This is a genomic window from Psychrobacillus sp. MER TA 171, assembly GCF_023713305.1.
In the GTDB taxonomy this organism is placed as follows: Bacteria; Bacillota; Bacilli; order Bacillales_A; family Planococcaceae; genus Psychrobacillus.
This window is the reverse complement of record NZ_JAMAWN010000010.1, coordinates 112,192-135,670: the sequence shown is the minus strand read 5'-3', so window position 1 is coordinate 135,670 and position 23,479 is coordinate 112,192. Positions and strand designations below refer to the sequence as shown.

Annotated in this window: 25 protein-coding genes and 2 riboswitches; of the genes, 14 read left to right on the top strand and 11 right to left on the bottom strand. The window is 37.0% G+C overall.

The features are described from left to right. Positions 1 to 52: 52 nt before the first annotated feature. On the bottom strand, positions 53 to 814 hold the full coding sequence (pgeF, locus tag M3627_RS11485; protein WP_251555648.1) for a peptidoglycan editing factor PgeF: 762 nt from the start codon (positions 812 to 814) through the stop codon (positions 53 to 55). A gap of 239 nt (positions 815 to 1,053) precedes the next feature. Between pgeF and safA the strand changes: the two genes are divergently transcribed. The 8 genes from safA (at position 1,054) to M3627_RS11445 (ending at position 8,579) form a co-directional block, all read left to right on the top strand. Continuing rightward, positions 1,054 to 1,722 (top strand): SafA/ExsA family spore coat assembly protein, encoded by a 669-nt coding sequence (gene safA / locus M3627_RS11480; protein WP_483315286.1) that lies wholly within the window; start codon positions 1,054 to 1,056, stop codon positions 1,720 to 1,722. A 295-nt stretch (positions 1,723 to 2,017) separates the two neighbouring features. Next, on the top strand, positions 2,018 to 2,995 hold the full coding sequence (locus M3627_RS11475) for a M23 family metallopeptidase (protein ID WP_169359782.1): 978 nt from the start codon (positions 2,018 to 2,020) through the stop codon (positions 2,993 to 2,995). A gap of 135 nt (positions 2,996 to 3,130) precedes the next feature. Continuing rightward, a riboswitch (Lysine riboswitch) is annotated at positions 3,131 to 3,313 on the top strand. A 127-nt stretch (positions 3,314 to 3,440) separates the two neighbouring features. Beyond that, on the top strand, positions 3,441 to 4,277 hold the full coding sequence (locus M3627_RS11470) for a transporter substrate-binding domain-containing protein (protein WP_251555646.1): 837 nt from the start codon (positions 3,441 to 3,443) through the stop codon (positions 4,275 to 4,277). 105 nt (positions 4,278 to 4,382) lie between these two features. Continuing rightward, positions 4,383 to 5,144 carry an amino acid ABC transporter permease gene (locus M3627_RS11465; protein WP_169359780.1) on the top strand — a complete coding sequence of 254 codons (762 nt, stop codon included), beginning with the start codon at positions 4,383 to 4,385 and terminating at the stop codon, positions 5,142 to 5,144. 17 nt (positions 5,145 to 5,161) lie between these two features. Beyond that, positions 5,162 to 5,896, top strand: coding sequence for an amino acid ABC transporter ATP-binding protein (locus M3627_RS11460; protein ID WP_169359779.1), 735 nt, complete (start codon positions 5,162 to 5,164; stop codon positions 5,894 to 5,896). A 168-nt stretch (positions 5,897 to 6,064) separates the two neighbouring features. Then, positions 6,065 to 6,865, top strand: a complete 801-nt coding sequence (locus M3627_RS11455) for an alpha/beta fold hydrolase (RefSeq protein ID WP_169359778.1) — start codon at positions 6,065 to 6,067, stop codon at positions 6,863 to 6,865. 18 nt (positions 6,866 to 6,883) lie between these two features. Then, the gene (locus tag M3627_RS11450; RefSeq protein ID WP_169359777.1) at positions 6,884 to 7,858 is read left to right on the top strand and encodes a sensor domain-containing diguanylate cyclase; all 975 of its coding nucleotides are present in this window, start codon (positions 6,884 to 6,886) and stop codon (positions 7,856 to 7,858) included. Positions 7,859 to 7,871: 13 nt separating this feature from the next. Further along, a complete protein-coding gene (locus M3627_RS11445; RefSeq protein WP_251555645.1) occupies positions 7,872 to 8,579 on the top strand; it encodes a GNAT family N-acetyltransferase in 708 nt (235 codons plus the stop codon). A 50-nt stretch (positions 8,580 to 8,629) separates the two neighbouring features. On the opposite strand, the gene M3627_RS11440 is transcribed toward M3627_RS11445, so the two are convergent. After that, complete coding sequence (locus M3627_RS11440; protein WP_169359775.1) at positions 8,630 to 8,965, bottom strand: heme oxygenase; 336 nt, start codon at positions 8,963 to 8,965, stop codon at positions 8,630 to 8,632. A 260-nt stretch (positions 8,966 to 9,225) separates the two neighbouring features. Between M3627_RS11440 and M3627_RS11435 the strand changes: the two genes are divergently transcribed. Then, complete coding sequence (locus tag M3627_RS11435) at positions 9,226 to 10,392, top strand: TraB/GumN family protein (RefSeq protein WP_169359774.1); 1,167 nt, start codon at positions 9,226 to 9,228, stop codon at positions 10,390 to 10,392. Positions 10,393 to 10,497: 105 nt separating this feature from the next. Here M3627_RS11435 and M3627_RS11430 read toward each other — a convergent pair whose 3' ends face one another. Further along, positions 10,498 to 10,788 carry a hypothetical protein gene (locus M3627_RS11430; RefSeq protein WP_251555644.1) on the bottom strand — a complete coding sequence of 97 codons (291 nt, stop codon included), beginning with the start codon at positions 10,786 to 10,788 and terminating at the stop codon, positions 10,498 to 10,500. Between the two features lie 133 nt (positions 10,789 to 10,921). Here M3627_RS11430 and M3627_RS11425 point away from each other — a divergent pair, with 133 nt between their 5' ends. After that, a complete protein-coding gene (locus M3627_RS11425; RefSeq protein WP_251555643.1) occupies positions 10,922 to 11,926 on the top strand; it encodes an EAL domain-containing protein in 1,005 nt (334 codons plus the stop codon). 44 nt (positions 11,927 to 11,970) lie between these two features. Here M3627_RS11425 and tatA read toward each other — a convergent pair whose 3' ends face one another. Both tatA and tatC read right to left on the bottom strand, forming a co-directional pair. After that, complete coding sequence (tatA, locus tag M3627_RS11420) at positions 11,971 to 12,174, bottom strand: twin-arginine translocase TatA/TatE family subunit (protein WP_251555642.1); 204 nt, start codon at positions 12,172 to 12,174, stop codon at positions 11,971 to 11,973. A gap of 82 nt (positions 12,175 to 12,256) precedes the next feature. Next, positions 12,257 to 13,030, bottom strand: a complete 774-nt coding sequence (tatC, locus tag M3627_RS11415; RefSeq protein ID WP_251555641.1) for a twin-arginine translocase subunit TatC — start codon at positions 13,028 to 13,030, stop codon at positions 12,257 to 12,259. 396 nt (positions 13,031 to 13,426) lie between these two features. Here tatC and M3627_RS11410 point away from each other — a divergent pair, with 396 nt between their 5' ends. The 3 genes from M3627_RS11410 to M3627_RS11400 are packed head-to-tail and all read left to right on the top strand — an operon-like array spanning position 13,427 to position 16,340. After that, positions 13,427 to 14,626 carry an MFS transporter gene (locus tag M3627_RS11410; RefSeq protein WP_169361281.1) on the top strand — a complete coding sequence of 400 codons (1,200 nt, stop codon included), beginning with the start codon at positions 13,427 to 13,429 and terminating at the stop codon, positions 14,624 to 14,626. 24 nt (positions 14,627 to 14,650) lie between these two features. After that, entirely contained in the window at positions 14,651 to 15,712 is a 1,062-nt protein-coding gene (locus tag M3627_RS11405; RefSeq protein ID WP_251555640.1) for a CapA family protein, read from the top strand. 19 nt (positions 15,713 to 15,731) lie between these two features. Then, entirely contained in the window at positions 15,732 to 16,340 is a 609-nt protein-coding gene (locus M3627_RS11400; RefSeq protein ID WP_251555639.1) for a class I SAM-dependent methyltransferase, read from the top strand. A gap of 155 nt (positions 16,341 to 16,495) precedes the next feature. Here M3627_RS11400 and M3627_RS11395 read toward each other — a convergent pair whose 3' ends face one another. Genes M3627_RS11395 through M3627_RS11375 form a run of 5 tightly spaced genes read right to left on the bottom strand, consistent with a single transcriptional unit; the run spans position 16,496 to position 21,943 of the window. Then, positions 16,496 to 18,421 carry a GTP-binding protein gene (locus M3627_RS11395; protein WP_251555638.1) on the bottom strand — a complete coding sequence of 642 codons (1,926 nt, stop codon included), beginning with the start codon at positions 18,419 to 18,421 and terminating at the stop codon, positions 16,496 to 16,498. 58 nt (positions 18,422 to 18,479) lie between these two features. Beyond that, positions 18,480 to 19,367, bottom strand: coding sequence for a metal ABC transporter permease (locus M3627_RS11390; RefSeq protein ID WP_251555637.1), 888 nt, complete (start codon positions 19,365 to 19,367; stop codon positions 18,480 to 18,482). Next, positions 19,360 to 20,253 (bottom strand): metal ABC transporter permease, encoded by an 894-nt coding sequence (locus tag M3627_RS11385; protein WP_251555636.1) that lies wholly within the window; start codon positions 20,251 to 20,253, stop codon positions 19,360 to 19,362. Before M3627_RS11385 ends, M3627_RS11390 begins: the two co-directional genes overlap by 8 nt. Beyond that, positions 20,253 to 21,014 (bottom strand): metal ABC transporter ATP-binding protein, encoded by a 762-nt coding sequence (locus tag M3627_RS11380; protein WP_251555635.1) that lies wholly within the window; start codon positions 21,012 to 21,014, stop codon positions 20,253 to 20,255. The genes M3627_RS11385 and M3627_RS11380 overlap by 1 nt, the downstream gene beginning before the upstream one ends. Positions 21,015 to 21,025: 11 nt before the next feature. Further along, positions 21,026 to 21,943 (bottom strand): metal ABC transporter solute-binding protein, Zn/Mn family, encoded by a 918-nt coding sequence (locus M3627_RS11375; protein WP_169361274.1) that lies wholly within the window; start codon positions 21,941 to 21,943, stop codon positions 21,026 to 21,028. A 291-nt stretch (positions 21,944 to 22,234) separates the two neighbouring features. Between M3627_RS11375 and M3627_RS11370 the strand changes: the two genes are divergently transcribed. Beyond that, on the top strand, positions 22,235 to 22,411 hold the full coding sequence (locus tag M3627_RS11370) for a hypothetical protein (RefSeq protein ID WP_169361273.1): 177 nt from the start codon (positions 22,235 to 22,237) through the stop codon (positions 22,409 to 22,411). A gap of 333 nt (positions 22,412 to 22,744) precedes the next feature. Here the strand turns inward: M3627_RS11370 and M3627_RS11365 are convergent, their stop codons facing one another. Beyond that, positions 22,745 to 22,963, bottom strand: coding sequence for a hypothetical protein (locus M3627_RS11365; RefSeq protein WP_169361272.1), 219 nt, complete (start codon positions 22,961 to 22,963; stop codon positions 22,745 to 22,747). A gap of 227 nt (positions 22,964 to 23,190) precedes the next feature. Continuing rightward, positions 23,191 to 23,383, bottom strand: a riboswitch (cobalamin riboswitch). Between the last annotated feature and the right edge of the window lie 96 nt (positions 23,384 to 23,479).

Genomic DNA, 23,479 nt, shown 5'->3' with positions numbered 1-23,479 from the left:
TTAAATGAAGCTTGAGTAATTGATTAAAGAGATTACAACCTATTTTAGAAAGTTACTTCTTCCTCATTATAAAACTTAAATGTCTCCCAGTATTTCTATCCTCTCGGTAAGAGAAGCCATCTGGACTTAAGAAAGTACATGTGCGATCTATCGAAATCTGTTCAGGCGGTATACCAGCCAGTTCACACTGCTTTTGAACAGTCAATTGGTTATCGATATGATATTTACCTGTTTCTTTTCTGTAATACATAAAGTCATCTGCATACCCTAGGTTCTTAAATTTTGTGTAGACATCCTCATCCACTTCAAATTTTTCTTGGCTTAGTGCAGTGCCTATTTGTACGTGAAAATCAGCAGGGTTACATTGTTCGTGTGTTTTCAGATGCTCAAATAGCTGACTTGTAATTTCCTTGATGGTTCCTTGCCAACCAGAGTGAATGACTCCAATAAGTCCATTAATTTCATTATAAAAGATGACTGGTACGCAATCTGCTGTAAAACTGCATAATAATAGGTTTGGTTCAAATGTGTAAAGAGCGTCTGTGTCTTTAATAGCGGTTTCCAAAAGCGTTGCTCCATGTCCTTTATCAATCGCGGTCACTTTATAGAAATTTGCACTATGGGTTTGATTGGCACAAACAAAATCTTCTAAACTGCAATTGAGCTGGTCTGCTAATTTCTTGCGATTTTCTAGTATGTGTAATGGATTTTCACAGATGTGTAAGGCCATATTGTTCTCTTCCCAGGCAGTAGGGTCTTTCTTAGTTGTTCCAGAGAGGAAACGTTCGTCGTTTAAATAATTTTTAATATTCATATAATCACCTATTTTTAATATATCTTAAACACTCATTGTTGTATAGGACAGTAGACTTAACTCAACCTTTAAAAAAACAGAAAAATTATAAAAAGAATTTGACTTTAGAGGAATTTTCCTCCTTGAATATTTCAAAAGTGTTACCTTTGAACCAGTTATTTTTCCCGTACTATCAAGCTTTCTCTTCTATTTGTTTCTCTTTGTAATCTAACTGTAAAATTACATCCAATTATTAAGGGATGATTTATAGGACTTTTTTATTTTACTATATTAATAGAGTAAAAAAAGAAAGGAAGATTACCTTGTTTAAAACTAAATTAAAAGTTGCTGCAGTAGCAGTCGCAATTTCTTTATTATTACCACTAACTGCATTTGCAGCTAATACCTATACCGTTGTATCAGGAGATTCTCTTTGGAAAATAGCAGTAAAAACACAAACCGGAGTTTCAGAATTAATTGAGAAAAATCCTCAGTTAGAAAATCCAAATCTTATTTATCCAGGACAAAAAATTAATGTTCCGACAAAAGATTCTTATAACATTGAACAAGATGTAATTAAACTTGTAAATGTGGAAAGAGCAAATGCTGGCCTGTCTCCTTTAAGCTATGACTGGGAGCTAGGAAGAGTGGCACAATATAAATCACAAGATATGCACGATCAAAAATATTTTAGCCATACAAGTCCTGTTTATGGAACTCCATTTACAATGATGAAGAATTTTGGAATTAGCTATAAATCAGCAGGAGAAAATATCGCACAAGGTCAAACGACTGCGAAAGCAGTAGTTAAAGCTTGGATGAATAGTGAAGGACATAGAGCCAATATCTTAAACAAAAACTATACTCATATTGGGGTAGGTTACGTGAAAGACGGAAACTATTGGACTCAAATGTTTATACAAAAATAATTGATTTAGGGTGGGAATGACGACGTAAGTGTTGTCATTTCCACTCTTTTAGCTTACGGCCTATGTCTGCCCTTCAAAGTGTAGATGTAGGCTATTTTCATTTCTGTTTATGTTCCATGTGAAACTTTTCCTTCGATATCAACAAAACAAAAAAGAATTAAATAAAGTCTGCAAAAAGAAAACGGTCTACTCTCTCGTTTCCTTTACTTTTTGATATTAAGTGAAACCTTAGTTATCTTTTTCCGTATTAGATGATAAATACTTACAATGTTATAAATTGGAGGTAAACAGATCCATGAATGTAGAGAAATTTATATCGCCCAAAAATTTTGGAGAAGTATTCCTATATGGAAACCATGAAGAAATTTATAACCAATGCGTCAAAGAATTTAAAGAGCTAGTATCACTGGACCAATTTGTTGATTTAGCCATTACCTTTAATCAGGAGGTTGAAAGCTACCAAATGATTAAAAATACCGAGATTGGTTATTCAACTCAGTATTTATGGTTAGATAACAATAAGGAGAGAATAGTTAGTGTAACCTTTGATACGGCTAACTACATCCAGGGCATAGTATTAAAACCTTATGTAACCTTCCCCAAAAGCGATCAACGTTACACCAAAAATAAATATATAATGCCTATTAAAGAAGAATGGTTTGTTTTCTGGGGTGGGACGAATGAATTTCTTAACTATCATTACGTTTATGAATCTCAGCGCTATGCATATGATTTAGTGAAGATGAAGAATGGTCAGACGCATAAGGATAATAGATTACTCAATGAAAGTTACAATGCTTTTGATAAAGAGGTAGTTGCGCCAGCAGACGGTAAGGTAGTAAAGGTTATAAATGATATTGTAGATAATATTCCCGGAGAAATGAATGAAAAAGAACCAGCCGGAAACTATGTCATTTTGGAGCATGAAAATAGAGAATATAGCTTGCTTGCGCATTTCAAACAACATTCTATAGTAGTAAAAGAAGGAGACGCGGTGAAGCAGGGGCAAACAATTGGCCTTTGTGGAAATTCTGGAAACTCCTCTGAGCCTCATATACATTTTCAGGTGATGGATTCGTCTGATTATGTGAACTGCCATTCTATACGTATAAGTTTCTATGATGGGGTGGAGCCAATTCAAGGCGATACAGTAACGACCTACAAACCGAACGAAAAGTCGAAAATGGATGTCTTTGACAAAGTGGAAAATACATTTACTTTAGCAGATTTTTTCTTATTTATTCCCCGTATTATAGGTTCATTTTTTAAATAAGATTGTTCGTTTCTATTTAGAATGATGAAGTTTAAAAAATAGTAATATTTTGATTAATCAATAGAATGTTTGTTGACAGATGAAAATCTCTATTGTAGACTATGAACAACTAATTGAATATAACCTCGCTTTTATAAGTGAGGTAGAGGCGCGATATTTAACAGTCCTTAGAGGAGCTTGAGAAGCTTAGATACTAAGGAGAAGGAAATGTCGCCGAAGCTTGTAATAAACTCATTATTACATGCTGGGTCTGCAGTGAAGAATTGCAGGACTGTCCATTATAAACGTCCCGGTTTATAATGGTGTGCTATCTCATTGGGAAAAGTAGAGGATTTAGGGCAACCATACATTATGACCTGAGTCTACCTCAAGTCTTTTTTTGTACGGTTGTCCTTTTTGTATGGTTGCATACATATAATAACTTTAAAAAAGGAGATTACTAGAGATGAAAAAGAGACTATTTACATTCACATTTTTACTATCCATTTTTTTATTGCTTGCTGCTTGTGGAACTAAAGAGGAGGGAAGCGTTGGATCAGCATCTGCCCAAGATACATTTACAGTAGGACTAGAGGCAGGATATGCACCCTTTAACTGGACTCAAATGGATGACAAAAACGGTGGAGTAAAATTGGACGGTAACGCAGAGTATGCTGGTGGATACGATGTAGAAATTGCTAAAAAAATTGCAGAAGGCTTAGGTAAAGAACTGGTAATTGTTAAAACCGAATGGGACGGTCTAGTTCCAGCTTTAACTTCGGGTAAGATTGATGCAATTATTGCTGGAATGTCACCAACAGCAGAGCGTAAAAAAACAATCGATTTCTCTGAAAACTATTATACTTCCAACTTTGTTATGGTTGTAAAAAAGGGCGGAAAATTTGAGGATGCCACTTCCATTCAAGACTTTAATGGAGCAAAAGTTACAGGCCAATTAAATACTTCCCACTACGGAGTGATAGATCAAATTAAAGGTGTAAAAAAACAGCCTGCATCAGATAATTTTCCAGCAATGCGTGTAGCACTGGAATCCGGCATGATCGACGGTTATGTATCTGAACGTCCTGAAGGAATTAGTGCTTCCTCTGCAAATGATAACTTCAGCATGGTTGAATTCGAAGAAGGATTTATTGCAGATGAAGAAGAAACAGCTGTTGCAGTAGGATTGAAAAAAGGTAGCGATTTAACAGATAAAATAAATGAAATATTAGCAGGAATTTCAGAAGAAGAACGTCAAGAAATTATGGATAATGCTATTTCCAGTCAACCAGCTGCAGAATAAGTATACTAACGGCTGCTAATAAAAGCAGCCGTTTCATTTTTTAAAGTACTTACTTCACTTGGTTAGTGGATGTTCAAGGCAACAGAATGTGTAAGGAGGAAGACAATGAGTTTAGAATGGATTATCTCCATTATTACCAATAACTGGCCGATGTTTTTGCGTGGAGCAGGAGTAACCCTGTTGATTTCTATTATAGGAACTATTGTAGGAGCAATCATTGGATTATTAGCAGGCGTTATTAGGACCATCCCACTACCTGAAAAGAGGGTAAGTAGATATTTTTTAAAGCTGGTTAATCTTATTCTATCCATCTATATAGAATTCTTCCGAGGGACACCAATGATCGTCCAAGCCATGGTCATCTTTTATGGATCATCACTGGCCTTTGGGTTAGACATGGATCGTTTACTAGCAGCAATTTTTATTGTATCTATTAATACGGGAGCATATATGGCTGAAATTGTTCGTGGGGGAGTCATTTCAATTGATAAGGGACAATTTGAGGCATCACAAGCGATAGGGATGAATCATATACAAACGATGCTATATGTTGTGTTACCCCAGGTTATCCGTAACATACTTCCAGCAACCGGCAACCAATTCATCATTAATATTAAAGATACCTCTGTTTTAAATGTGATAGGGGTAACGGAATTATATTTCCAAACGAAGTCTGTAGCTGGAAACAACTTCAGATATTTTGAGTCATTCTTTGTAGCTTGTATTTTATACTTCATCATGACGTTTGCTGTTACATTAATCTTACGACATTTTGAAAAGAAACTAGATGGACCCGAAAACTACACAGTCATTGGTCAGCCTATGCAAATGGCTGTACTGCCAAAAGGTCCTTATGAAAACAAGTAAATAAAGGAGGAGCAAATATGGAACACGTAATTGATATTCAGCATTTAAGTAAATCCTTTGGAGCACATGAAGTTTTAAAAGATATAAATTTCTCTGTAAAAAAAGGCGAGGTTGTATGTATCATAGGCTCTTCAGGATCGGGTAAGTCAACACTTCTGCGATGTGTTAATTTATTGGAAAAGCCTAGTGGAGGACAAATTATTTATAAAGGAAATAATATTTTAGACAATAAGCATGATATCAATTCCTATAGGACAAAGCTTGGCATGGTATTTCAGCAGTTTAATTTGTTTAATAATCATAATGTATTAAGCAACTGTTCAGTCGGACAGGTAAAGGTATTAAAGCGTTCAAAGGAAGAAGCCGAAAAAATTGCGATGAGATATTTAAAGGTGGTGGGCATGGATGGCTACGTCAATGCTAAGCCAAAGCAATTATCTGGTGGACAAAAGCAAAGAGTAGCTATTGCACGAGCTTTGTCTATGGAGCCTGATGTAATGTTGTTTGATGAGCCTACATCGGCACTTGATCCAGAAATGGTCGGCGAGGTATTAAAAGTTATGAAGGAGCTTGCGAATACTGGTCTTACTATGTTGATTGTTACGCATGAAATGGAATTTGCGAAAGAAGTCTCGGATCGAATAGTCTTCATGGACAAGGGGGTCATTGCAGAGGAAGGTCCCCCGGATCAAATTTTTAATCATCCTTTACAGGAACGGACGAGAGAATTCCTAAAAAGAACGCGGAAATAGACTCTAGGATGTTAGTAGCATTTCATCTTTTTATCTAGAATAAAATTCAATAAAATAGTATATTGGTAATATATACATTGGATAAATTATCAAATCTATGTAAGGCTTCCCTTTCAAAAGAAAAGGAAGCCTTTTATATAAGGTACGAAATAAACTAGAGGTGTTCCTATGAGTGAAGTATTAAAACGTAATAATGTAAAAGTAATTGGAAATAAGGAAAAAGTAATCATGTTTGCGCATGGCTTTGGATGTGACCAAACGATGTGGAGGCATATTATTCCTTCATTTCTGGATGACTATAAAATTGTATTATTTGATTATGTTGGTTCCGGTGAATCGGATTTAAGTGTTTATAATGCAGAGAAATACGCCTCGCTTAAAGGCTATGTCCGAGACGTCTTAGACATAGTAGAGGCATTGGAATTGAGAGACGTTATATTTGTAGGTCATTCGGTAAGCTCCATGATTGGTATGTTAGCAGCGATTCAAAAGCCGGATGTTTTTCAGAAGTTGGTTATGATTGGACCTTCTCCGAGATATCTTAATGATCACGAGTATTACGGTGGATTCGATGAAAGAGATATCCACGAGATGCTAGATATGATGGAGATGAATTTTATAGGGTGGGCAAGCTATATGGCTCCAATAGTGGCTGCCACTGAAAAACACCCCGCGGTAGCAAAGGAAGTAGAAAAAAGTTTTAGTTCAACAAATCCGAAGATAACAAAGCAATTTGCAGAGGTGACCTTCTTTTCTGACCATCGTAAAGATTTAGAGAAATCATCTAGCCCGGTGCTAATCATTCAATGCTCAGAAGACAGTATTGTTCCTATTCAGGTGGGAGAATATTTACACCATCATATAGAGAATAGTGAATTTAAGATAATGGATGTAAAGGGGCATTATCCTCACCTTAGTCACCCGTGTGAAACAGCGGAGCTCATTAAAGGGTATCTATACCAGGTGTAGGGAAGGGAATGACATTTTATGGAGGAACGTTTGGATTTGGCACCTTGTGGCTATGTCACTATTAGTCAAGAAGGTATACTAATTGATATGAATAAAACCTTTCTTCAAATGATAGGGTTTTCCTTTGACGATCTTTCTCAAAAACATATAGAAACAATCATGTCTAAAACGAATCAGTTTATATTCCATACTTATTTTTATCCTTATATCCGATTATATGGACATATGGAAGAGTTATTTCTTAGTCTACAGCATAAGGATGGGCAGAGCATTCCTGTGTTGTTAAACGGAAAAAAAGCTACTCGAGAGGGTGCAGATGTAATTGACTGTGTATTAGTTTCCATGGGAAAAAGAATAGGATATGAACAGGAAATTAGGTTAGCAAAAAAGCAATTAGAGGAAGCATTTCAAGAAAAAGAACTGGCTCTTTCTAAATTAGAAGAGCTTCATGAGGAAATAGAGGAAAAGCAAGAAAAGCTACTTGTACTCAATAGCAAGCTAGAGAAATTAGCTATAACTGATAAATTGACTGGTTTAAAAAACCGTCGTTATTTTCATATCAAGCTAGAAGAGATGATCATTCAATACGAGCAAAAAGGACAGGCTTTTTCCTTATGCTTAATTGATATCGATCATTTTAAGCAAGTGAACGATACTTGGGGTCATACAATGGGAGATCGAGTGCTAGAGCAACTAGCAAAAATAGCAGACTTAACAGTACGTCCAGCGGATACATTACTTAGATACGGAGGAGAGGAGTTTATCGTTCTTCTCCCGTTTACTAATGCACAACAGGCTAAAAACCAGGGAGAACGTTTAAGGCAGGAAATAGAAGCAGCAGATTGGGTTATAGGTGAAGTGACGATAAGTATGGGGATAGCAACATATACATCCGAAGACACGCATGCAAGCGTGGTAGAGAAGGCTGACCAAGCGTTATATTATTCCAAGCGAAATGGTAGAAACAGAATTACGCATATAGACGATTTATAAGGGGGGCGCACAAATGGTTGCTTTTAACGTCATAAAAAAAGACCAGGAATACTGGCTTGCCGATCAAATAAAAATGAATCAATCTAAAGAAGTATATTGGGCAGAACTAAAAACTCTTTTAGCAGCTTGGGAAAGCAATCAGGTAAATTATCTGTCGCTTCTGATGGATGCGGAGTATGAGGAACAATTATTAAATGAAGGTTTTCATAAGGTTTCTTCCGTGGTGGAATATACAAGAACACTAGAGGAACGCTTTATTTTAGATAGCTCTATTTTTGTGCGATCTCTTTCGGATAGCTTAATGACAGATGAGGAATTCGCCAAACTATATGATGAATGTCGAAGCGGATCGGCGAACAAAAATAATTTGTTCTCTATTGATCAAATCATGGAAGCCTTCTTAAATGAGTTAGGTCCTAACTGGCGTAACCATTGTCATATCTTCTATAAAGCAAAAGAACCTTTGGGTATCAGCATTCCTCATATAGAAGACGGAACAACTGAGGAAGGTAGGTTGTTTTACTTTGGAGTAACTCCAGAGCATAGAGGTAAAGGTTTCGGTAAGGTACTTCACTTATATTCATTAGAGCTTTTAAAGAATATGCATGCGACATATTATGTAGGTAGTACAGATGAGAATAATGAATACATGATACGGATTTTTAAGGCCAATGGATGCTTATTAAGGGATAAAAAAGGAATCTATCGTATCGATAAATAAAAGCAAAGGAGCAAGCGAATTAACATCACTTGCTCCTTTTAATAATTTATTTAGTTGGAAATTGCTCCAACAGTAGAAGCCACTTTAGAAATGATTAACTCACTACCTAATAGTGGAGATTCTTTCGATGCTTCTTCAGAACCTGGTTCTGGTCGTTTATGTGCTGCCTTGAAGAGGTCGCTATTTTTCCATGCTTGGAAACTTTCTTCGTTTTCCCAATACATATTGACATTCATTTCATCATATTCAGTGGTACCCTGTGTAATAGTAACCTCAACTTTTACGAAGCCTTCCATTTCTTGTAGTGGACTTGGTTTTGTAAAGTTTGGAGCCATTTTTTCTGCAAATCCTGGTTTTGTTTTAATACGATTCGTAACGATAATCATTAGCCATTCTCCTCTTTTAACTTATTTGAATCAATGTAAGTATAACATTTCAGCCTCAAATTTAAACTTTCATGTACTAAGAAGAATCACATAATCCAAGGAAAAAACTAAAAATAAACAGATTAGGTTATGATTAAATCTCCTATTTTTTTGTATAAACAAATTGAATTTTATGCCCAAGTACTTCATTATTATAGGTACAAGTCTTTACATGCTCAGTCGATGTGTAAAGAAATACATTTACACGAAGGAAGTAGTTTATGTCGGAAGCAAATATAACTCGTTTAGAGGTCGATGGCAAGGAAGTTATTTTGATTGGTACTGCTCACGTTTCAAGGTTAAGTGCTGAGCAGGTAAAAGAAGTGATCGAAAAAGAAAAACCGGATTCCGTGTGTATAGAGTTGGACGAACAGAGATATCAATCTATTACAGATAATAACAAATGGAAAGAGACAGATATTTTTAAAATCATAAAAGAGAAGAAAGCGACATTGCTATTGATGAACTTAGCTATTTCTTCCTTTCAAAACCGTATGGCGAAGCAGTTTGATATTAAACCCGGCCAGGAAATGATACAAGGGATAGAGAGTGCAAAAGAAAATGGAGCAGAACTTGTACTAGCCGATCGTAATATTCAAATAACATTTTCACGTATCTGGCATAATCTTGGTTGGCTTGGTAAGTCTCAGCTCCTAACGTCAGTATTTTATAGCATTTTTAGTAAAGATACCATTTCAGAAGAAGAGCTAGAGAATATGAAGTCACAAGACACTTTAAATGCAGTGCTTGCAGAATTCACAGAGTCATTTCCAAGGTTGAAAACACCATTAATCGATGAAAGAGACCAGTTTTTAGCTCAAAAGATTAAGGAAGCTCCAGGGAAAAAAGTTGTAGCAGTTTTAGGGGCAGCTCATGTTCCAGGAATTACAAAAGAAATATACAAGCATCAAGATTTAGAAAGACTATCAGCTGTCCCTCCGAAATCTATTTTACCTAAAATCATTGGATGGTCCTTGCCTATCCTTTTAATCGCTTTGGTTGCTTATACTTTTATAGCTAATCCTACGGCAGGATGGGACCAGGCATGGAGCTGGATTATTTGGACGGGATCCATGGCGGCAATAGGAGCAATTGTAGCATTAGGTCATCCTTTAGCTATAGTTACAGCCTTTATCGTGGCACCAATAACTGCACTGCACCCTATATTAGCCTCAGGTTGGTTTTCAGGATTAGTGCAGGCTTATATGAAACGACCAACAATAGGGGATTTTGAAAGGCTGTCAGAAGATGTATTTACGATAAAAGGGTTCTGGAAAAATAAGGTGACTAGAGTCTTGCTAGTTTTAGTGTTAACTAACCTTTTTGGTTCTCTCGGTACAATTATCGGTGGTGCTGATGTCATCAGAGTATTCTTTAAAAACCTGTAAAGGAGGAGCGTGTGATGCGCTTCTCTTTTTTGTTGTTTAGGAAATTATAAAACTCGGAACCTGTGGATAAATTGATGTCTAGCTCCACCGCCTTGCCCCTCGGGGTCAAATGGGAAAATACTGTGGTGGCTGAGGAGCTGCCTCCTCGCATTTCCCCATTTGCCTGTCGGGGCAGGGATAGGCGGTTGCGCTTTTCTTGATGTCTAGCTCCACCGCCTTGCCCCTCGGGGTCAAATGGATAAAAGCTCCGGTGGCTGAGGAACTGCCTCCTCGCTTTTCTCCATTTGCCTGTCGGGGCAGAAATAGGCGCTTGCGCTTTTCTTGTGTTTCCTTATCCAACAGCCATTGAATGTGTTCGTGAATTTTGAAATTACTTTTTGTTGCTACACCTATCACCTATCCTCCTATGTTTTTTTAATTCCATAAATCAAAGACTTCTGATTATGCATGTTACAAAAGATTTAATATAATCATTATAATAGGAAAAAATACATAATTATGGGTATTTTAATAGGTAGGAGGGATTATGTTGGAATGTAGCGGTTGTGCAGTAAGAGATTTGATAGTTGAGTTCAAAATGGACGGTGACCTGAATAATCAGGTGTTCCCGGATATAATAGAGTTTATTCAAAGTAGGACATTAAAGTTAGAAGAGAATAATCGTCACTTTACTCTTCGCGAGAATGATGCGAAGGACTTTGTTGACTATAGTATAAATCATTTAGATATTACGAAGATATCCTATAAGATTCCTAATAAGGACTGGCAACCTTTCTATAAGATAGAGGAATTGTTTAAGGTAGAGTGGGTGGACAGAGTAATTAGGAACGAACAAGTAATTTGCTATTATCAGCCAATTGTAGATAAAAATAACAAGACATATGCCTATGAACTTCTTTCTAGATTTTTAGATGAGGATGGGGAAATCTTATATCCTGGCCAGGTTTTTAGCGCTGCTAAAGAGAGAGGAAGACTTTATGCGTTAGACCGGATTTGTAGAATGACTGCTGTAAAATATGCTGCAAAGCTAGACAATAAAAAAGCATTCATAAATTTTATACCAACCTCTATCTATTCGCCAGAGCATTGTCTTAAATCCACCAACGAGGTAGCCAATCGTCTAGGTGTTAATCCTAGAAACTTGGTTTTTGAAGTTGTAGAAACTGAAAAAATAGAAGATGTTAACCACTTAAAAAAGATTCTGGCCTTTTATAAAGCAAGGGGCTACCAATATGCCTTAGACGATGTAGGAGTAGGACATAGCACTCTGCAAATGCTAGAGGATATTAAGCCCCATTATATGAAGCTGGACATGAAATATGTTCAAGGGGTGACCTCTGATAAAGAGAAACAAAGAGTTGCATTGCAATTTTTAGAAAAAGCACTAGAAATCCATTCCATCCCATTAGCAGAAGGGGTAGAGCAAAAAGAGGATTTTGAATGGCTGAAAGATGCAGGTTATCAATTATTTCAAGGATACTACTTTGGAAAACCTCTCCCGCATCCAATGGAAGCTTCTATGGAATATAAGTGATTAAGAACAAAAAAACCGAGCAATATATATGCTCGGTTTTTTTATTATGCTTTCTTTTTAGCGTTTGTATCATTGTCTTCTAACTTGAATTCTTCAGCTACATCATCAACGATGTCTTTTGTAGACTTTTTAAATTCTTTTAATGTTTGTCCAACAGCTCTACCTAGTTGAGGTAATTTAGAAGGTCCGAAGACGATTAAAGCAATGATTAGAATAATGATTAAACCTGGTACGCCGATGTTTGGCATGGTGTTTCCTCCTAATGAATATAATTGTCTATCTATTCAAATGGCATAAGTATTAGTCAAGTGTATCGTTATTATATCATGCTTATTCACTTTGGTTGTCCTCGAGTTCTTTTTCTAAAAGAGCCTCTTTGGCTAACCGACGCTTATAAGACCAAGATGATACTAAAATGCTTATTTCAAATAATAACAATAAAGGTATGATAATGATGAAATCTGAGATAAAGTCTGGAGGTGTAATGGAAACCCCTACAACTACTAATACGAAGTATGAAACTTTTCTCATCTTACGCAGTCGATCTGGCGTGATAATTCCTAGCTTCGTAAGGAATAAAATAATTACAGGCAGTTCAAACACTATTCCAACAGGAATAATTAAATTAAACATAAATGTAAAGTATTGCTGCATTCCATAGGTTTCTGTGGCACCTATAGATTCATTGATATTAGACATGAAATCTAACATCAAAGGAAATAAAATAAAGTAGCTAAAGCTAATACCAGCTAAAAATAAGAAAAAAGAAACTGGTATAAAGTAAATAGTCCCTCTAGCTTCCTTGTCCAATAGCCCCGGTCTTACGAATAACCATAATTGATGCATAGCAATTGGTAAGGTTACAAGAATAGCCAAGACTAAAGCACATTTTACATAGATCAATAAACCATCCGTGTAACCGAATATGTTCCATTCTACATGTGCTGCTGTGGGCTGTTGCTTAAGAAAGTTTAATGTTTTAGGAGCAAACCAAAATCCTGCTGCAAGAGATAGGATAAAGGTAGCTGCTATAATTATTAGGCGTTTTCTAAGCTCAGCTAAATGTTCAACTAGTGTAAGCTCCGGCTCTTGTGTAATTGCCATTTTTGTTCACCCCATCTTCTTTAAAACAAAAGGGAAGCAGTTTATATTAGTGCTAAAGTTAGCATATTGTTACATGAATGTCCTGTACCAACTACCCATTATACTCTTTCCAGTCAATTTGTAAACTAGAAAACTTTATAATTGTCATATCAGGATAAAACTGATAACTCCTTATATTCTAAGGGTTTAACGAATAAAATGAAATATTTGAAGCTGCCCTTTTGTGTACTTTCTATGAAGAAATATTGTCTAACGCATTGCTTTATTAACGGTTGGTTTAAATTTGTATTTTTTCCGTTAGATTTATAAGGGAAATATTTGTAAATAATACTCTTGTTTTCCTGGAAATGAGGTATATAATTCTATCTATCTCATATGAAATGGACGGAATGAATCTTGAGAACGTATAACGAGAAAGTCAGTATATATCATGGCATGGCTTCTACTATTGCTTTAAATTTTTCTAATAATTTTTTCCCGATCTTTGCGATCACTATATTAGGGGCAACTAACTACCAGGTTGGATTAATCAGTTCACTTCCTCCTCTAATCGCATTGCTAATGACAGTGCCTGCAGCTATCCTTTTGAACAAAGCCTATACTCAAAAGAAGCTAGTCGCAGGGTCAATTTTACTTGCAAGATTATGTTTCTTATTTATTGTATTAGTGATTTATTTACCTTCGCCATCTATGCAGGCCTGGTCTTTTTTAATTATTATTGCCCTTATCAGTGTACCCAATACCGTTGCCAATATAGGTTGGCAAACGTTTATCAGTGGGATGATTGCAGAAGAGCGGAGAGGTCAATTTTTTAGTGATCGAAATCGATTGTTGACTTTAGTTGGTCTTGTAGCCACGTTAATGATTGGTATCGTAATGAGAGAGGCTTCTGCAAGTGTAAGTGCATATCAAATTTTGTTTTTGGTAGCCTTATTATTTGGAATATTAGAAGTGTACTTTGTTATGAAGCATGAAGAAGCACCTGTTCAAATAGATGAAAGCGTTGAAAAAAAGAAATCAATGGATTGGTCTATATTTAAAGATTCCAAATATGTTTCGTTCTTAGCAGCCGCTCTCTTTTTTAACTTTGCATGGCAGATGGCGTGGGGTCTATTCAATATTTATAATGTTAGAATAGCAGGAGCTACGATTTTTTGGATAAGTATGTTCTCGGTGGGCAGTATGCTCATGCAATTTTTTACCTTTCCTTTATGGAGGCGCTGGGCAGAGAAATATAGCAATCTTCGAATGTTCATTTGGGCAGCAGCCGGGATGGCTACCACACCCTTTCTTGTTGTATTATCGACCAATTTATATTACTTAACTATAATTCAAACGACATCGGGCTTCTTTCTTTCCGGTACTGTACTCATTCTGTTTAATTTACTTTTGGAGAAGTCACCTGAACAGTCAAGGACTTATTGTATTACTACTTATAATATATTATTGGCATTAGTCGCGTTTATAGCACCTCAAATGGGTATTGTTTTATTAGAGATGGTTGGTATGGAGTCTGCTATGACTATTAATTCCTGTTTGCGGTTGCTAAGTGCTGGCGGTTTTTTATATGTGTATATTAGACAAAGAAATAGATAAAGATGATAGGAGGAGGTTAACATTTTGAAAATTTTACTCCCTTTTCTATTAGTATTTATCATTGTATTATCTTTTTTTAATGCACAAATCGTTAGTCCTATGAAAGAAAACTTTACAGGCAAACAAGTAACCAATTTTCAACAGATTTATAAAGAAAATCAGATAGAAATAGGGATGGTTGGAGATATATTATTGCATAGCCCTCTCTATAACTATTCTAGCTTTCTCCCATCCTTTGCAAATGTAGAGGAACAACTTACTAATCTGGACTTTTTGCTTGCAAACCAGGAATCCATACCGGCAGGAACAACATTCGGATTATCTGGATACCCTAACTTTTCTAGTCCATCCCATATTATTCGTGATCTGAAAGCAGTTGGCTTCGATTTAATATCCTTAGCCAACAATCATACGTTGGATAAAAAGGAGGAGGGCTTATTAGCTGCTATAGAAACATTGGAGGCAAATGAACTTCCTTATATCGGTGCTCATAAGTCATTAGAAGATCAACAAACGGAACGAATAGTTGAAGTGAAGGATATTAAACTAGGATTTTTAAGTTATACTTACGGACTAAATGGACATAGAGTGCCAGAAGGCAAAGAATATTTAGTGAACATAATAAACAACGTGCAGATGGAGCAAGACATCCAATCTCTAAGGAAAAAGGTAGATGTGGTAGTAGTTAGTATCCATTGGGGAGAAGAGTATACATTAGAGCCCAATCAGAACCAAAGAGAGCTTGCCCATTTGTTAGCTAATGCAGGAGCAGATATCATTTTTGGTCATCATCCACATGTCATTCAGCCCTATGAAAAAATTACAACGAGTAAGGGAGAAAGCCATGTATTCTTCTCGCTAGGTAACTTTTTTTCTGCTCAGCAATTTGATAGTACAAATATCGGTGGTATAGCCAAGCTGCAAATCACGAAAAGAGAAGTACAGGACAAGGTGATGATTCGTATTGAAAACCCTTCTTTTACAGGGACAATTGTATCAAAAGGAAATCCGTATAAAGTATCCTTGCTAGAAGAGGTTAATAGTCAAAAAAATGACTGGGTCCAGCAGCATATTTTGGGCGAATAAAGGAATCAAGGAGGTTGCAATGAACGAATCTGATTATGAACGATTATTAAGAATACAGACAGTTGGAATGAGAGAATGGAAATATCAATCCTCCCATTATAATCGTTACGAGGCAACCCCGTACGATGCTTTAAAAGTATTGTTTGAAGCTTATGAATGGCAGAGGGTGAAGGGGATGGTTGATTTCGGTTGTGGTAAGGGAAGAGTTCCTTTTTACGTCCATCATTTCCATCACATTTCTGTAACAGGGATAGAGATGAGTGGGCAGCTTTACCAGCAGTCAATGGAAAACCTCATGAAGTATACGGAAAGAGCAAAGCCAACGCGAGCTTCTATTAGCTTTGAATGTTGTTTAGCAGAGGAGTACAAGATAGGGCCACAGGAAGACTGTTTCTATTTCTTTAATCCTTTCTCCACTCCTATATTTCAAAAGGTAGTTCATAATATTTTAGAGTCGTTGGAAGACCATCCGAGGACAATGGATATTATTCTCTACTATCCAACCTCAGACTATATTGAATTTTTGGAGCGGGAGACTGTTTTCGAGTTATGGAAGGAAATACATATTCCTAAGCATTATGAAGAAAACAGCAATGAGCGTTTGATGATATATCGTTCTGAATTATAAAAGAAGCCTGCGGGAAATCAGGCTTCTTTTAGGAAATTGAATAAGTTATATCGAAATAATTTATGTAAAGGACATCTCCTAACGAGATAACGCATCATTTTATCAATAATTCCTATTAAAGGTGCATGGAATTAAATTTCATGCACCCTTTCCTTTTATAAGCAATGCATTGCCTTTTCTGCTTCATCCCAGGGTACCTTATATCCAGTACCCTTGGCACAAAAGATAGAGGTTGAGGTGTATTCCGGATCCGTGTCTTTGTTGTATCCGATTCTTTCACCTATATGTTCTTGGTTATGACAACGGTCATATCCACTAAACAATAGGTTCAACGTTCCTTTCCCGTGAGTATAGGATGCAAAGGTAGTACTATAATTCATAAAAGTAGCAACAGGCACTCTTCCCTTTATGATAACCTTATCGCCAATATTTTCAGGCGACTCAAATGTCCCATGTGCCTGCTGAATATCCGATAAAACTCTTCCGATTAAATCCATCTCCACTTTAATTTTGAAATCATAAAAAGGCTCTAACAGAACATTTTTTGCCTTCTCTAATCCTTGTCGTAATGCTCGGTAAGTAGCTTCTCTAAAGTCACCTCCAGAGGTATGTTCATTATGTCCGCGTCCTGTCAGTAAAGTAATCTTAACGTCTGTCAATGCAGAGCCAGTCAGTAGTCCATGATGATCTTTTTCTAAAAGGTGATGCCTTACTAGGTTTTGGTTACCTATAGACAAATCATTGGCATGACACACATTGTGGAAGGTAACCCCAGAACCCCGCTCTGCAGGTTCGATTAAAAGGTGTACCTCAGCATAATGCTTCAATGGCTCAAAATGACCGTAGCCTTTGACAGACTCCTCAATAGTTTCTTTATATAAAATTTTAGGTTCCCCAAACGTCACATCCATTTGGAAACGCTCTTTAACGATTTGAGCGAGTACCTCGAGCTGAATGACCCCCATAACGTGTACGTGTACCTCTTGAAAATACTCATCCCAAAAAACTTGTAGAGAAGGGTCCTCCGCGTCTAAAAGTCTGAAAGATTTTAGTACTTCTTTAACATGTATAGAAGGATCAAAGACGACGTTTGATTTTAAGGTAGGTATTAAATCGAAATGGGTCTTATGATGAATAGCACCAATTGTATCTCCAATAGAGGCAACTGTTAATCCTGTCACAGCTACTAGTTCACCTGCTTTTACCTCATCTATTGTTTTAAATTTGCTGCCACTATATTGACGTATCTGAGTTATCTTCTCTAATGCGTCTCCGATAGTTACCTCATCTCTTACTTTCAGCTTTCCACTTAACAACTTTAGAAAGGTTACGCGATTACCACTTTCGTCGTGACGAATCCTGTATACCTGAGCGGTAAAATTTTGGCTGGAGTTATAGTTTGTTTCCGTAAGTTTATCAATAGCTTCCAAAAACTCTGATACTCCAATATCCTTTAAGGCTGATCCGAATGCACAAGGAAATACGTCACATTCCTTAATCATTTGCTTGAACTTTGTTGTCCATAGCTGTTCAGTGAACCCATTATCCATGTAGGCTTCTAAAAGAGCCTCATCTCGCTCAGCAATAAATTCAATTAATTCCTCCGTATAGCCAGTAGTTAGGTGGCAAGCATCCTTACTTAGACTTGCTTTAATCTCCTGGAGAACTGCAGTAGGATTACTATCTTCGTAATCGATTTTGTTGATAAAAAAGAAGGTAGGTATTTTATGCTTGCGGAGCAACTGCCAAACTGTCTCAGTATGTCCTTCGACTCCATCTACAGCACTTATTAATACAATGGCATAGTCCATAACCTGAATAGCACGTTCCATTTCCGGAGAAAAATCAACGTGACCAGGAGTATCAATAATATAATAAGTGGAGTTATTATAGGAAAAGACACCCTGGTCAGCAAAGATGGTGATGCCTCTATCTTTCTCTATCGTATGACTATCAAGGAAGGAGTCCTTATGATCGACCCTACCCCGTTGTCTTATTGAGTTTGTATGAAAGAGCAACTGCTCCGAAAATGTAGTTTTCCCTGCATCAACATGTGCTAGAATTCCAATTGTTTTATGCATGTTATCACCTTTTGTTTTGTCCTTCCTTGTATTATAACAAACGAAAGGGGAGAGAGTACTATCTAGAAAGTGCTTTTAAACCATTTCCTCGGCGTCGCTTAACTGCTTTTGAAACCAAGCCATCATGAGGCTTAAATAAAAATACAAGCATGAATAGCACACCAATCATCGCTGCCATCATACCAGCGATGGAGGTGTTCCAAAGCTTTGCTAAGTAGTATCCAGTAATAGCTGCAGTGGTACCGAATGTCATACTCCAAATAATCATTCCTCTTACACTTTTACTCATTAAATAGGCTGTAGCAGCAGGTCCAATAAGCATAGCAACTACTAAAACTGCACCCACACTATCAAATGCAGCGACAGTAGTAAGGGAGACAAGAGTCATGTAAGAGTAATGCATACCAATAATAGGCACGCCTATTGATAAAGCGAAAACAGGATCAAACGTAGACAATTTAATCTCTTTATAAAATAAAATAAGGAAAGCGATATTAAGTAATAGTACAAACATTAGCATCCAAACTGCTTTAGGCATTTCAATGCCTAAAATACTCCATGTATCCCAAGGGACAAATGCAATTTCCCCCATCAGCACATGTTCCACATCTAAATGTACATTGCCAGCGAATAAGGTGATTAGTAATACGCCTAAGGCAAAAAGAGAAGTGAAAACTACTCCAATAGCGGCATCCTCTTGCAATCCACCTGATTGAAGGAGTTGCACTAGAAAGGTAGTCAGTAAACCAGCAAGGGCAGCCCCAATTAGCATCCAAGCCCCGTTTAAGGATTGGGTAATCATAAAGGCCACTACAATTCCAAATAATACTGTATGACTTATAGCATCAGCTATCATGGCTGTCTTTCTAAGAATAAGGAAAACGCCTGTTAAGCCACACGTTATTCCTACAAGCGATCCGGTTAATAAAACCCAAAACTCATTCATGGGTAGTCACCTCATTTACAATGCGTTGTCTTTTAAACGCACGCTTTTTATGAAGCTTAGAAATAAGCCCTCTATTAGGTGCAACAAAGTAGGATAGGCTAAACAGAGTAGCTGCTACTAAGACGATAATAGGACCAGTAGACAAACCTGTGCGGAGAGAGCTTATCATAGTTCCTAATGCTCCAGAGAGTGCTCCAAAAAAAGCACTAGTCACCAAAATTATACCTAGATGGCTAGACCAAAACCTTGCTGCAGCTGCTGGGATGATGAGCATGGCTGCCATTAAAATAACGCCTACTGCCTGAATACCGGTTACGATTGTCAGAACTGTTAAAGCCGTCAATAGAATGCGCAGCCGCTCCACTGGTAAGCCAATACCCTTTGCGAAAATAGGATCAAAAATCATAAGCTTCCATTCCTTAAAGAAAAGCAAGCACATGAGGATGATTAATATAGCGCTGCTAGACAACCAAATGAGATCACTTTTTGCCATTGTTGCAGCCTTTCCAAAGATAAAATCATTTAACCCACTTTGGTTGCCAGTACCACTCTGATTAACGATTGTTATTAAAACAATACCAATGCCAAAAAATACAGAGAGGACAAGCCCAATTGCAGCATCCGCCTTTAGCTTGGAGTGACTGACAAACCATTGAATCATATAAACAGAAAGGGCTGCTGTTATAGCAGCACCTAGCATAAGGATAGGCAAATCTTTTTTCTCAAAAATAAGGTATGCGAGAGCAATGCCAGGAAGTGCTGCATGTGCTGCAGCATCTCCGACTAAGCTTTGCTTTTGGAGAAAGGCAAACGTTCCATTTAAACCTGCTGCTATCCCTAAAAGAATAGCTCCTGCGAGTACCCAAAGAAGGTTACCTGTCAACATTAGTTTTTCACCTCTTCAGCAGTCTTCCCTGAACTTGCTTGGTCCATGAAGAATAATTTCCCACCATATGCTTCCTGTAGGTTTTCTGGTGTGAATGTATGAACGGTAGGACCAGAGGCTATAATCGTTTGATTTAGTAAAACAATCCAATCAAAATAATCAGCTGCTGTCTGCAGGTCATGATGAACTACAAAGACTGATTTTCCTTGAGATTTTAACTCTTTTAAAATAGAAATTATAGTCCGCTCTGTGGCTGCGTCTACTCCCACAAAAGGTTCATCCATAAAGTAAACCTCTGCCTCTTGAGCGAGAGCCCTAGCCAGGAAGACACGCTGTTGTTGTCCGCCAGATAGTTGACCGATGGAACGATCTGCGAAAGCTTCCATTCCCACATTCTTTAAGCAGCTTAAAGCTATTTCCTTATCCTTAGCAGATGGTCTTTTAATAGAGCGAATATGACCGTATCTTCCCATTAAGACAACGTCTAAAGCATTAGTTGGGAAGTCCCAATCTACTGCATTTCTTTGAGGGACATACCCTACAAGGAGATCTTTTGGATTAAGCGGTTGCTCTAATATAGAAACGGTCCCTGTTTTATTGGGAAGCTGATTTAACACCGCTTTAATCAGTGTAGATTTTCCAGCTCCGTTTGGCCCAATAATCCCAGTAATCTGTCCCTTAGGAATAGTTAGGTTAATTTCACTTAGAACTATCTTTTCCTCATAAGCTACAGATAAATCCTTTACCTGTAATGCGTTCATTTTGCTACCTCCTATTTGAGTGAATCAACTATTGTGTTGACATTATGCTTATACATCCCTATATAAGTTCCTTCCTCTGTTCCTTCAGCACCCATGGCATCCGAGTAGAGCTCTCCTCCAATTTGTATCGTGTGTCCTTTTTCCTTTGCACCTTCAATGACAGCATTCATCGCTTTATCGGATACGCTGGATTCAATAAATACCGCTTTAATATTCTGCTCTACTAAAAAGTTTACGACGTTCTGTATATCCTTTAATCCATACTCGGCATCAGTGCTAAGACCTTGTAAACCTCTGACTTCCATTCCATTACTTTCACCAAAGTAGTTAAATGCATCATGAGCAGTAACAAGTACACGCTGCTCATCAGCTATTTCATTAATACGTTCCTTCGTCCAATCGTTTAAAGTGTCTAATTCCTTAAAGAACTCTGCCTCATTTTCTTTAAACTGTTCCTCGCTAGAGTTAAATTCCTTAGTAAGTGATTTGGTTATCTCGTGGGTAGCCACCTTCCAAAGTTCGATATCGAACCAAATATGTGGATCAAATAATTCCGGATGCTCCTCATCATTTAATAGTCTCTCTTTTGGGACTGACTCCCCAATTGCTACAACAGTTTTTTCTTTCTTCATTTTCTCGAAAATGTCGCTCATCTTTCCTTCAAGCTCTAGACCGTTATAAAAAATCATGTCAGCATCCTCTAATATTTGTAAGTCTCCTTGAGTCGCCTTATAAAGATGTGGATCTACTCCTGGTCCCATCAAGGATTTAACTTCTACCATATCCCCGGCTATCGTCTTTACGGCATCAGCAACCTGACCTGTAGTTGTAACTACTAGTGGTTTATCAGCTTCCGCCTTTCCATTGTTTTGGTCATTACATCCAGCCAATAAAACTACAGCAAAAAATAATAAAAATAATTTTTTCATTTACTACACTCCTTTTCCTTTGTTATAAATTATTTCCTCAGGGAAACTTTTAGAATAAAAAAATATAAATTTCTTAAAAGATAATTATTTTCCCTTAGGAAACATTTGTTCATTAGGTTAACTCATCTTTTTAGAATTGTCAAATTAATTTATGCAAAATTGGAAAAAATGTGATTGTCTATTTTTATGAGTTAGAGTGGTAGAAATTTAATTAGGCTAAACTGAAATTTTCGTATGTCTTTATGTCAAAGTGCTATACTGTATAAACAATGATAGTGGGGAGGTAATGTAATGCAATATTCAAAATCTAAAATGGAAGAGCTTGTTAAGTTCAGTCCTGATTTAGCTAAAAGATTAAAGGAAGTAATGAAGGAGCATGATTTAGAAAAAAGCTTTGCTCTGAAGGCTTTGTATCATTCAGAGGTTAAAGATGGCGGTAAATATCAAAGGGATTATCAAGATCTATAGGAATTAGCGAACCAAATGACTAACGTCATTGGTTCGCTTTTTTAAAAGAGTCAATTTCATAATTCTATTTTAAAAAGCCAAACATGAACAATTAGTAAAAACAGTGATTTATATATGCTTTTATATGTGTAGAAGCAGAATTGATTTCCGCGCCAACCCGACGCTTTCTCGCGGGGTGAGCGATAAGCCATCACCCATCGCTTGCGCGCGTGGTTGTGATGTCTTATCTGTCTCCCTCATCTCGCTGGAGTCGCCGCCTGTCGCTACAATTAATACGGTTCGTGTTAATTGGTAAAGCTCTATTTATGAAATTGACTGACATATGTATTCTATTTATTCCTGCTCTATTCCAGCAATCTCTTGTTTAATCTGACGGTGTGCAACATTTAAGTGGTGAAGAAAAAGATTTCTTTCTTCTATACTCCATACTGAGTTAAGCTCAATTTCTTTTTTCATTTCCTCAAAGGTAGACTGTAGAGATATCGAGGTACTTGCAACCTGGTTTGTCATTAATACTTGCTTAAATTGCTCCATAAAAATCTCTTTTCTCATTTCCAAAATCCTTTCGTTTTTAACATAAAAAGCATCCTCTTTTTTATAAAAGAGGATGCTTGGTTAGTATGATTTAATAGTCAGTACGCTAGGAAACAAATAAAAACCACGATTAAATAAGGAGTCTGTTCGCTCCAGTGGATTTTAGTATGTCTTTTCGTACGGCAGTATTTTCAAGCTTTGCTTGTCATAGTTACACTTAGCACCTCCTATCCTCGTAGGGTCGTGGTGTGTACTTGAAATAGGCAGGTCTCCTGGCTCATGGTCATCGCGTTACCTTCCTTCCCGTAGTATCCATACATACAGTGGTTTATAAAGTATTGCTCACATTTACAGTTGCGGGACAGCGTCGGTCTTTCACCGAACTTCCCTTTTAAGTTCTTTTGCAATTAAAAGAACACCTAAATCTACACATTATTTAATTGTTCTTTCACTATAACATAAAAAAAGTTAGTCAATATAGCAAATTTGGATAAGTCGTGGACTGCTTCTCTTTTTATAATCAAGTGGAGAGGT

What these genes read in the sequence shown, in the direction of transcription:
- tatC (WP_251555641.1), bottom strand. Translation starts at nt 13,030, where the DNA reads ATGGCAATTACACAAGAGCCGGAGCTTACACTAGTTGAACATTTAGCT.
- M3627_RS11465 (WP_169359780.1), top strand. Translation starts at nt 4,383, where the DNA reads ATGAGTTTAGAATGGATTATCTCCATTATTACCAATAACTGGCCGATG.
- M3627_RS11385 (WP_251555636.1), bottom strand. Translation starts at nt 20,253, where the DNA reads ATGTTGACAGGTAACCTTCTTTGGGTACTCGCAGGAGCTATTCTTTTA.
- M3627_RS11380 (WP_251555635.1), bottom strand. Translation starts at nt 21,014, where the DNA reads ATGAACGCATTACAGGTAAAGGATTTATCTGTAGCTTATGAGGAAAAG.
- pgeF (WP_251555648.1), bottom strand. Translation starts at nt 814, where the DNA reads ATGAATATTAAAAATTATTTAAACGACGAACGTTTCCTCTCTGGAACA.
- M3627_RS11365 (WP_169361272.1), bottom strand. Translation starts at nt 22,963, where the DNA reads ATGAGAAAAGAGATTTTTATGGAGCAATTTAAGCAAGTATTAATGACA.
- tatA (WP_251555642.1), bottom strand. Translation starts at nt 12,174, where the DNA reads ATGCCAAACATCGGCGTACCAGGTTTAATCATTATTCTAATCATTGCT.
- M3627_RS11375 (WP_169361274.1), bottom strand. Translation starts at nt 21,943, where the DNA reads ATGAAAAAATTATTTTTATTATTTTTTGCTGTAGTTTTATTGGCTGGA.
- M3627_RS11470 (WP_251555646.1), top strand. Translation starts at nt 3,441, where the DNA reads ATGAAAAAGAGACTATTTACATTCACATTTTTACTATCCATTTTTTTA.
- M3627_RS11440 (WP_169359775.1), bottom strand. Translation starts at nt 8,965, where the DNA reads ATGATTATCGTTACGAATCGTATTAAAACAAAACCAGGATTTGCAGAA.
- safA (WP_483315286.1), top strand. Translation starts at nt 1,054, where the DNA reads ATGATTTATAGGACTTTTTTATTTTACTATATTAATAGAGTAAAAAAA.
- M3627_RS11460 (WP_169359779.1), top strand. Translation starts at nt 5,162, where the DNA reads ATGGAACACGTAATTGATATTCAGCATTTAAGTAAATCCTTTGGAGCA.
- M3627_RS11445 (WP_251555645.1), top strand. Translation starts at nt 7,872, where the DNA reads ATGGTTGCTTTTAACGTCATAAAAAAAGACCAGGAATACTGGCTTGCC.
- M3627_RS11435 (WP_169359774.1), top strand. Translation starts at nt 9,226, where the DNA reads ATGTCGGAAGCAAATATAACTCGTTTAGAGGTCGATGGCAAGGAAGTT.
- M3627_RS11395 (WP_251555638.1), bottom strand. Translation starts at nt 18,421, where the DNA reads ATGCATAAAACAATTGGAATTCTAGCACATGTTGATGCAGGGAAAACT.
- M3627_RS11475 (WP_169359782.1), top strand. Translation starts at nt 2,018, where the DNA reads ATGAATGTAGAGAAATTTATATCGCCCAAAAATTTTGGAGAAGTATTC.
- M3627_RS11390 (WP_251555637.1), bottom strand. Translation starts at nt 19,367, where the DNA reads ATGAATGAGTTTTGGGTTTTATTAACCGGATCGCTTGTAGGAATAACG.
- M3627_RS11455 (WP_169359778.1), top strand. Translation starts at nt 6,065, where the DNA reads ATGAGTGAAGTATTAAAACGTAATAATGTAAAAGTAATTGGAAATAAG.
- M3627_RS11370 (WP_169361273.1), top strand. Translation starts at nt 22,235, where the DNA reads ATGCAATATTCAAAATCTAAAATGGAAGAGCTTGTTAAGTTCAGTCCT.
- M3627_RS11450 (WP_169359777.1), top strand. Translation starts at nt 6,884, where the DNA reads ATGGAGGAACGTTTGGATTTGGCACCTTGTGGCTATGTCACTATTAGT.
- M3627_RS11400 (WP_251555639.1), top strand. Translation starts at nt 15,732, where the DNA reads ATGAACGAATCTGATTATGAACGATTATTAAGAATACAGACAGTTGGA.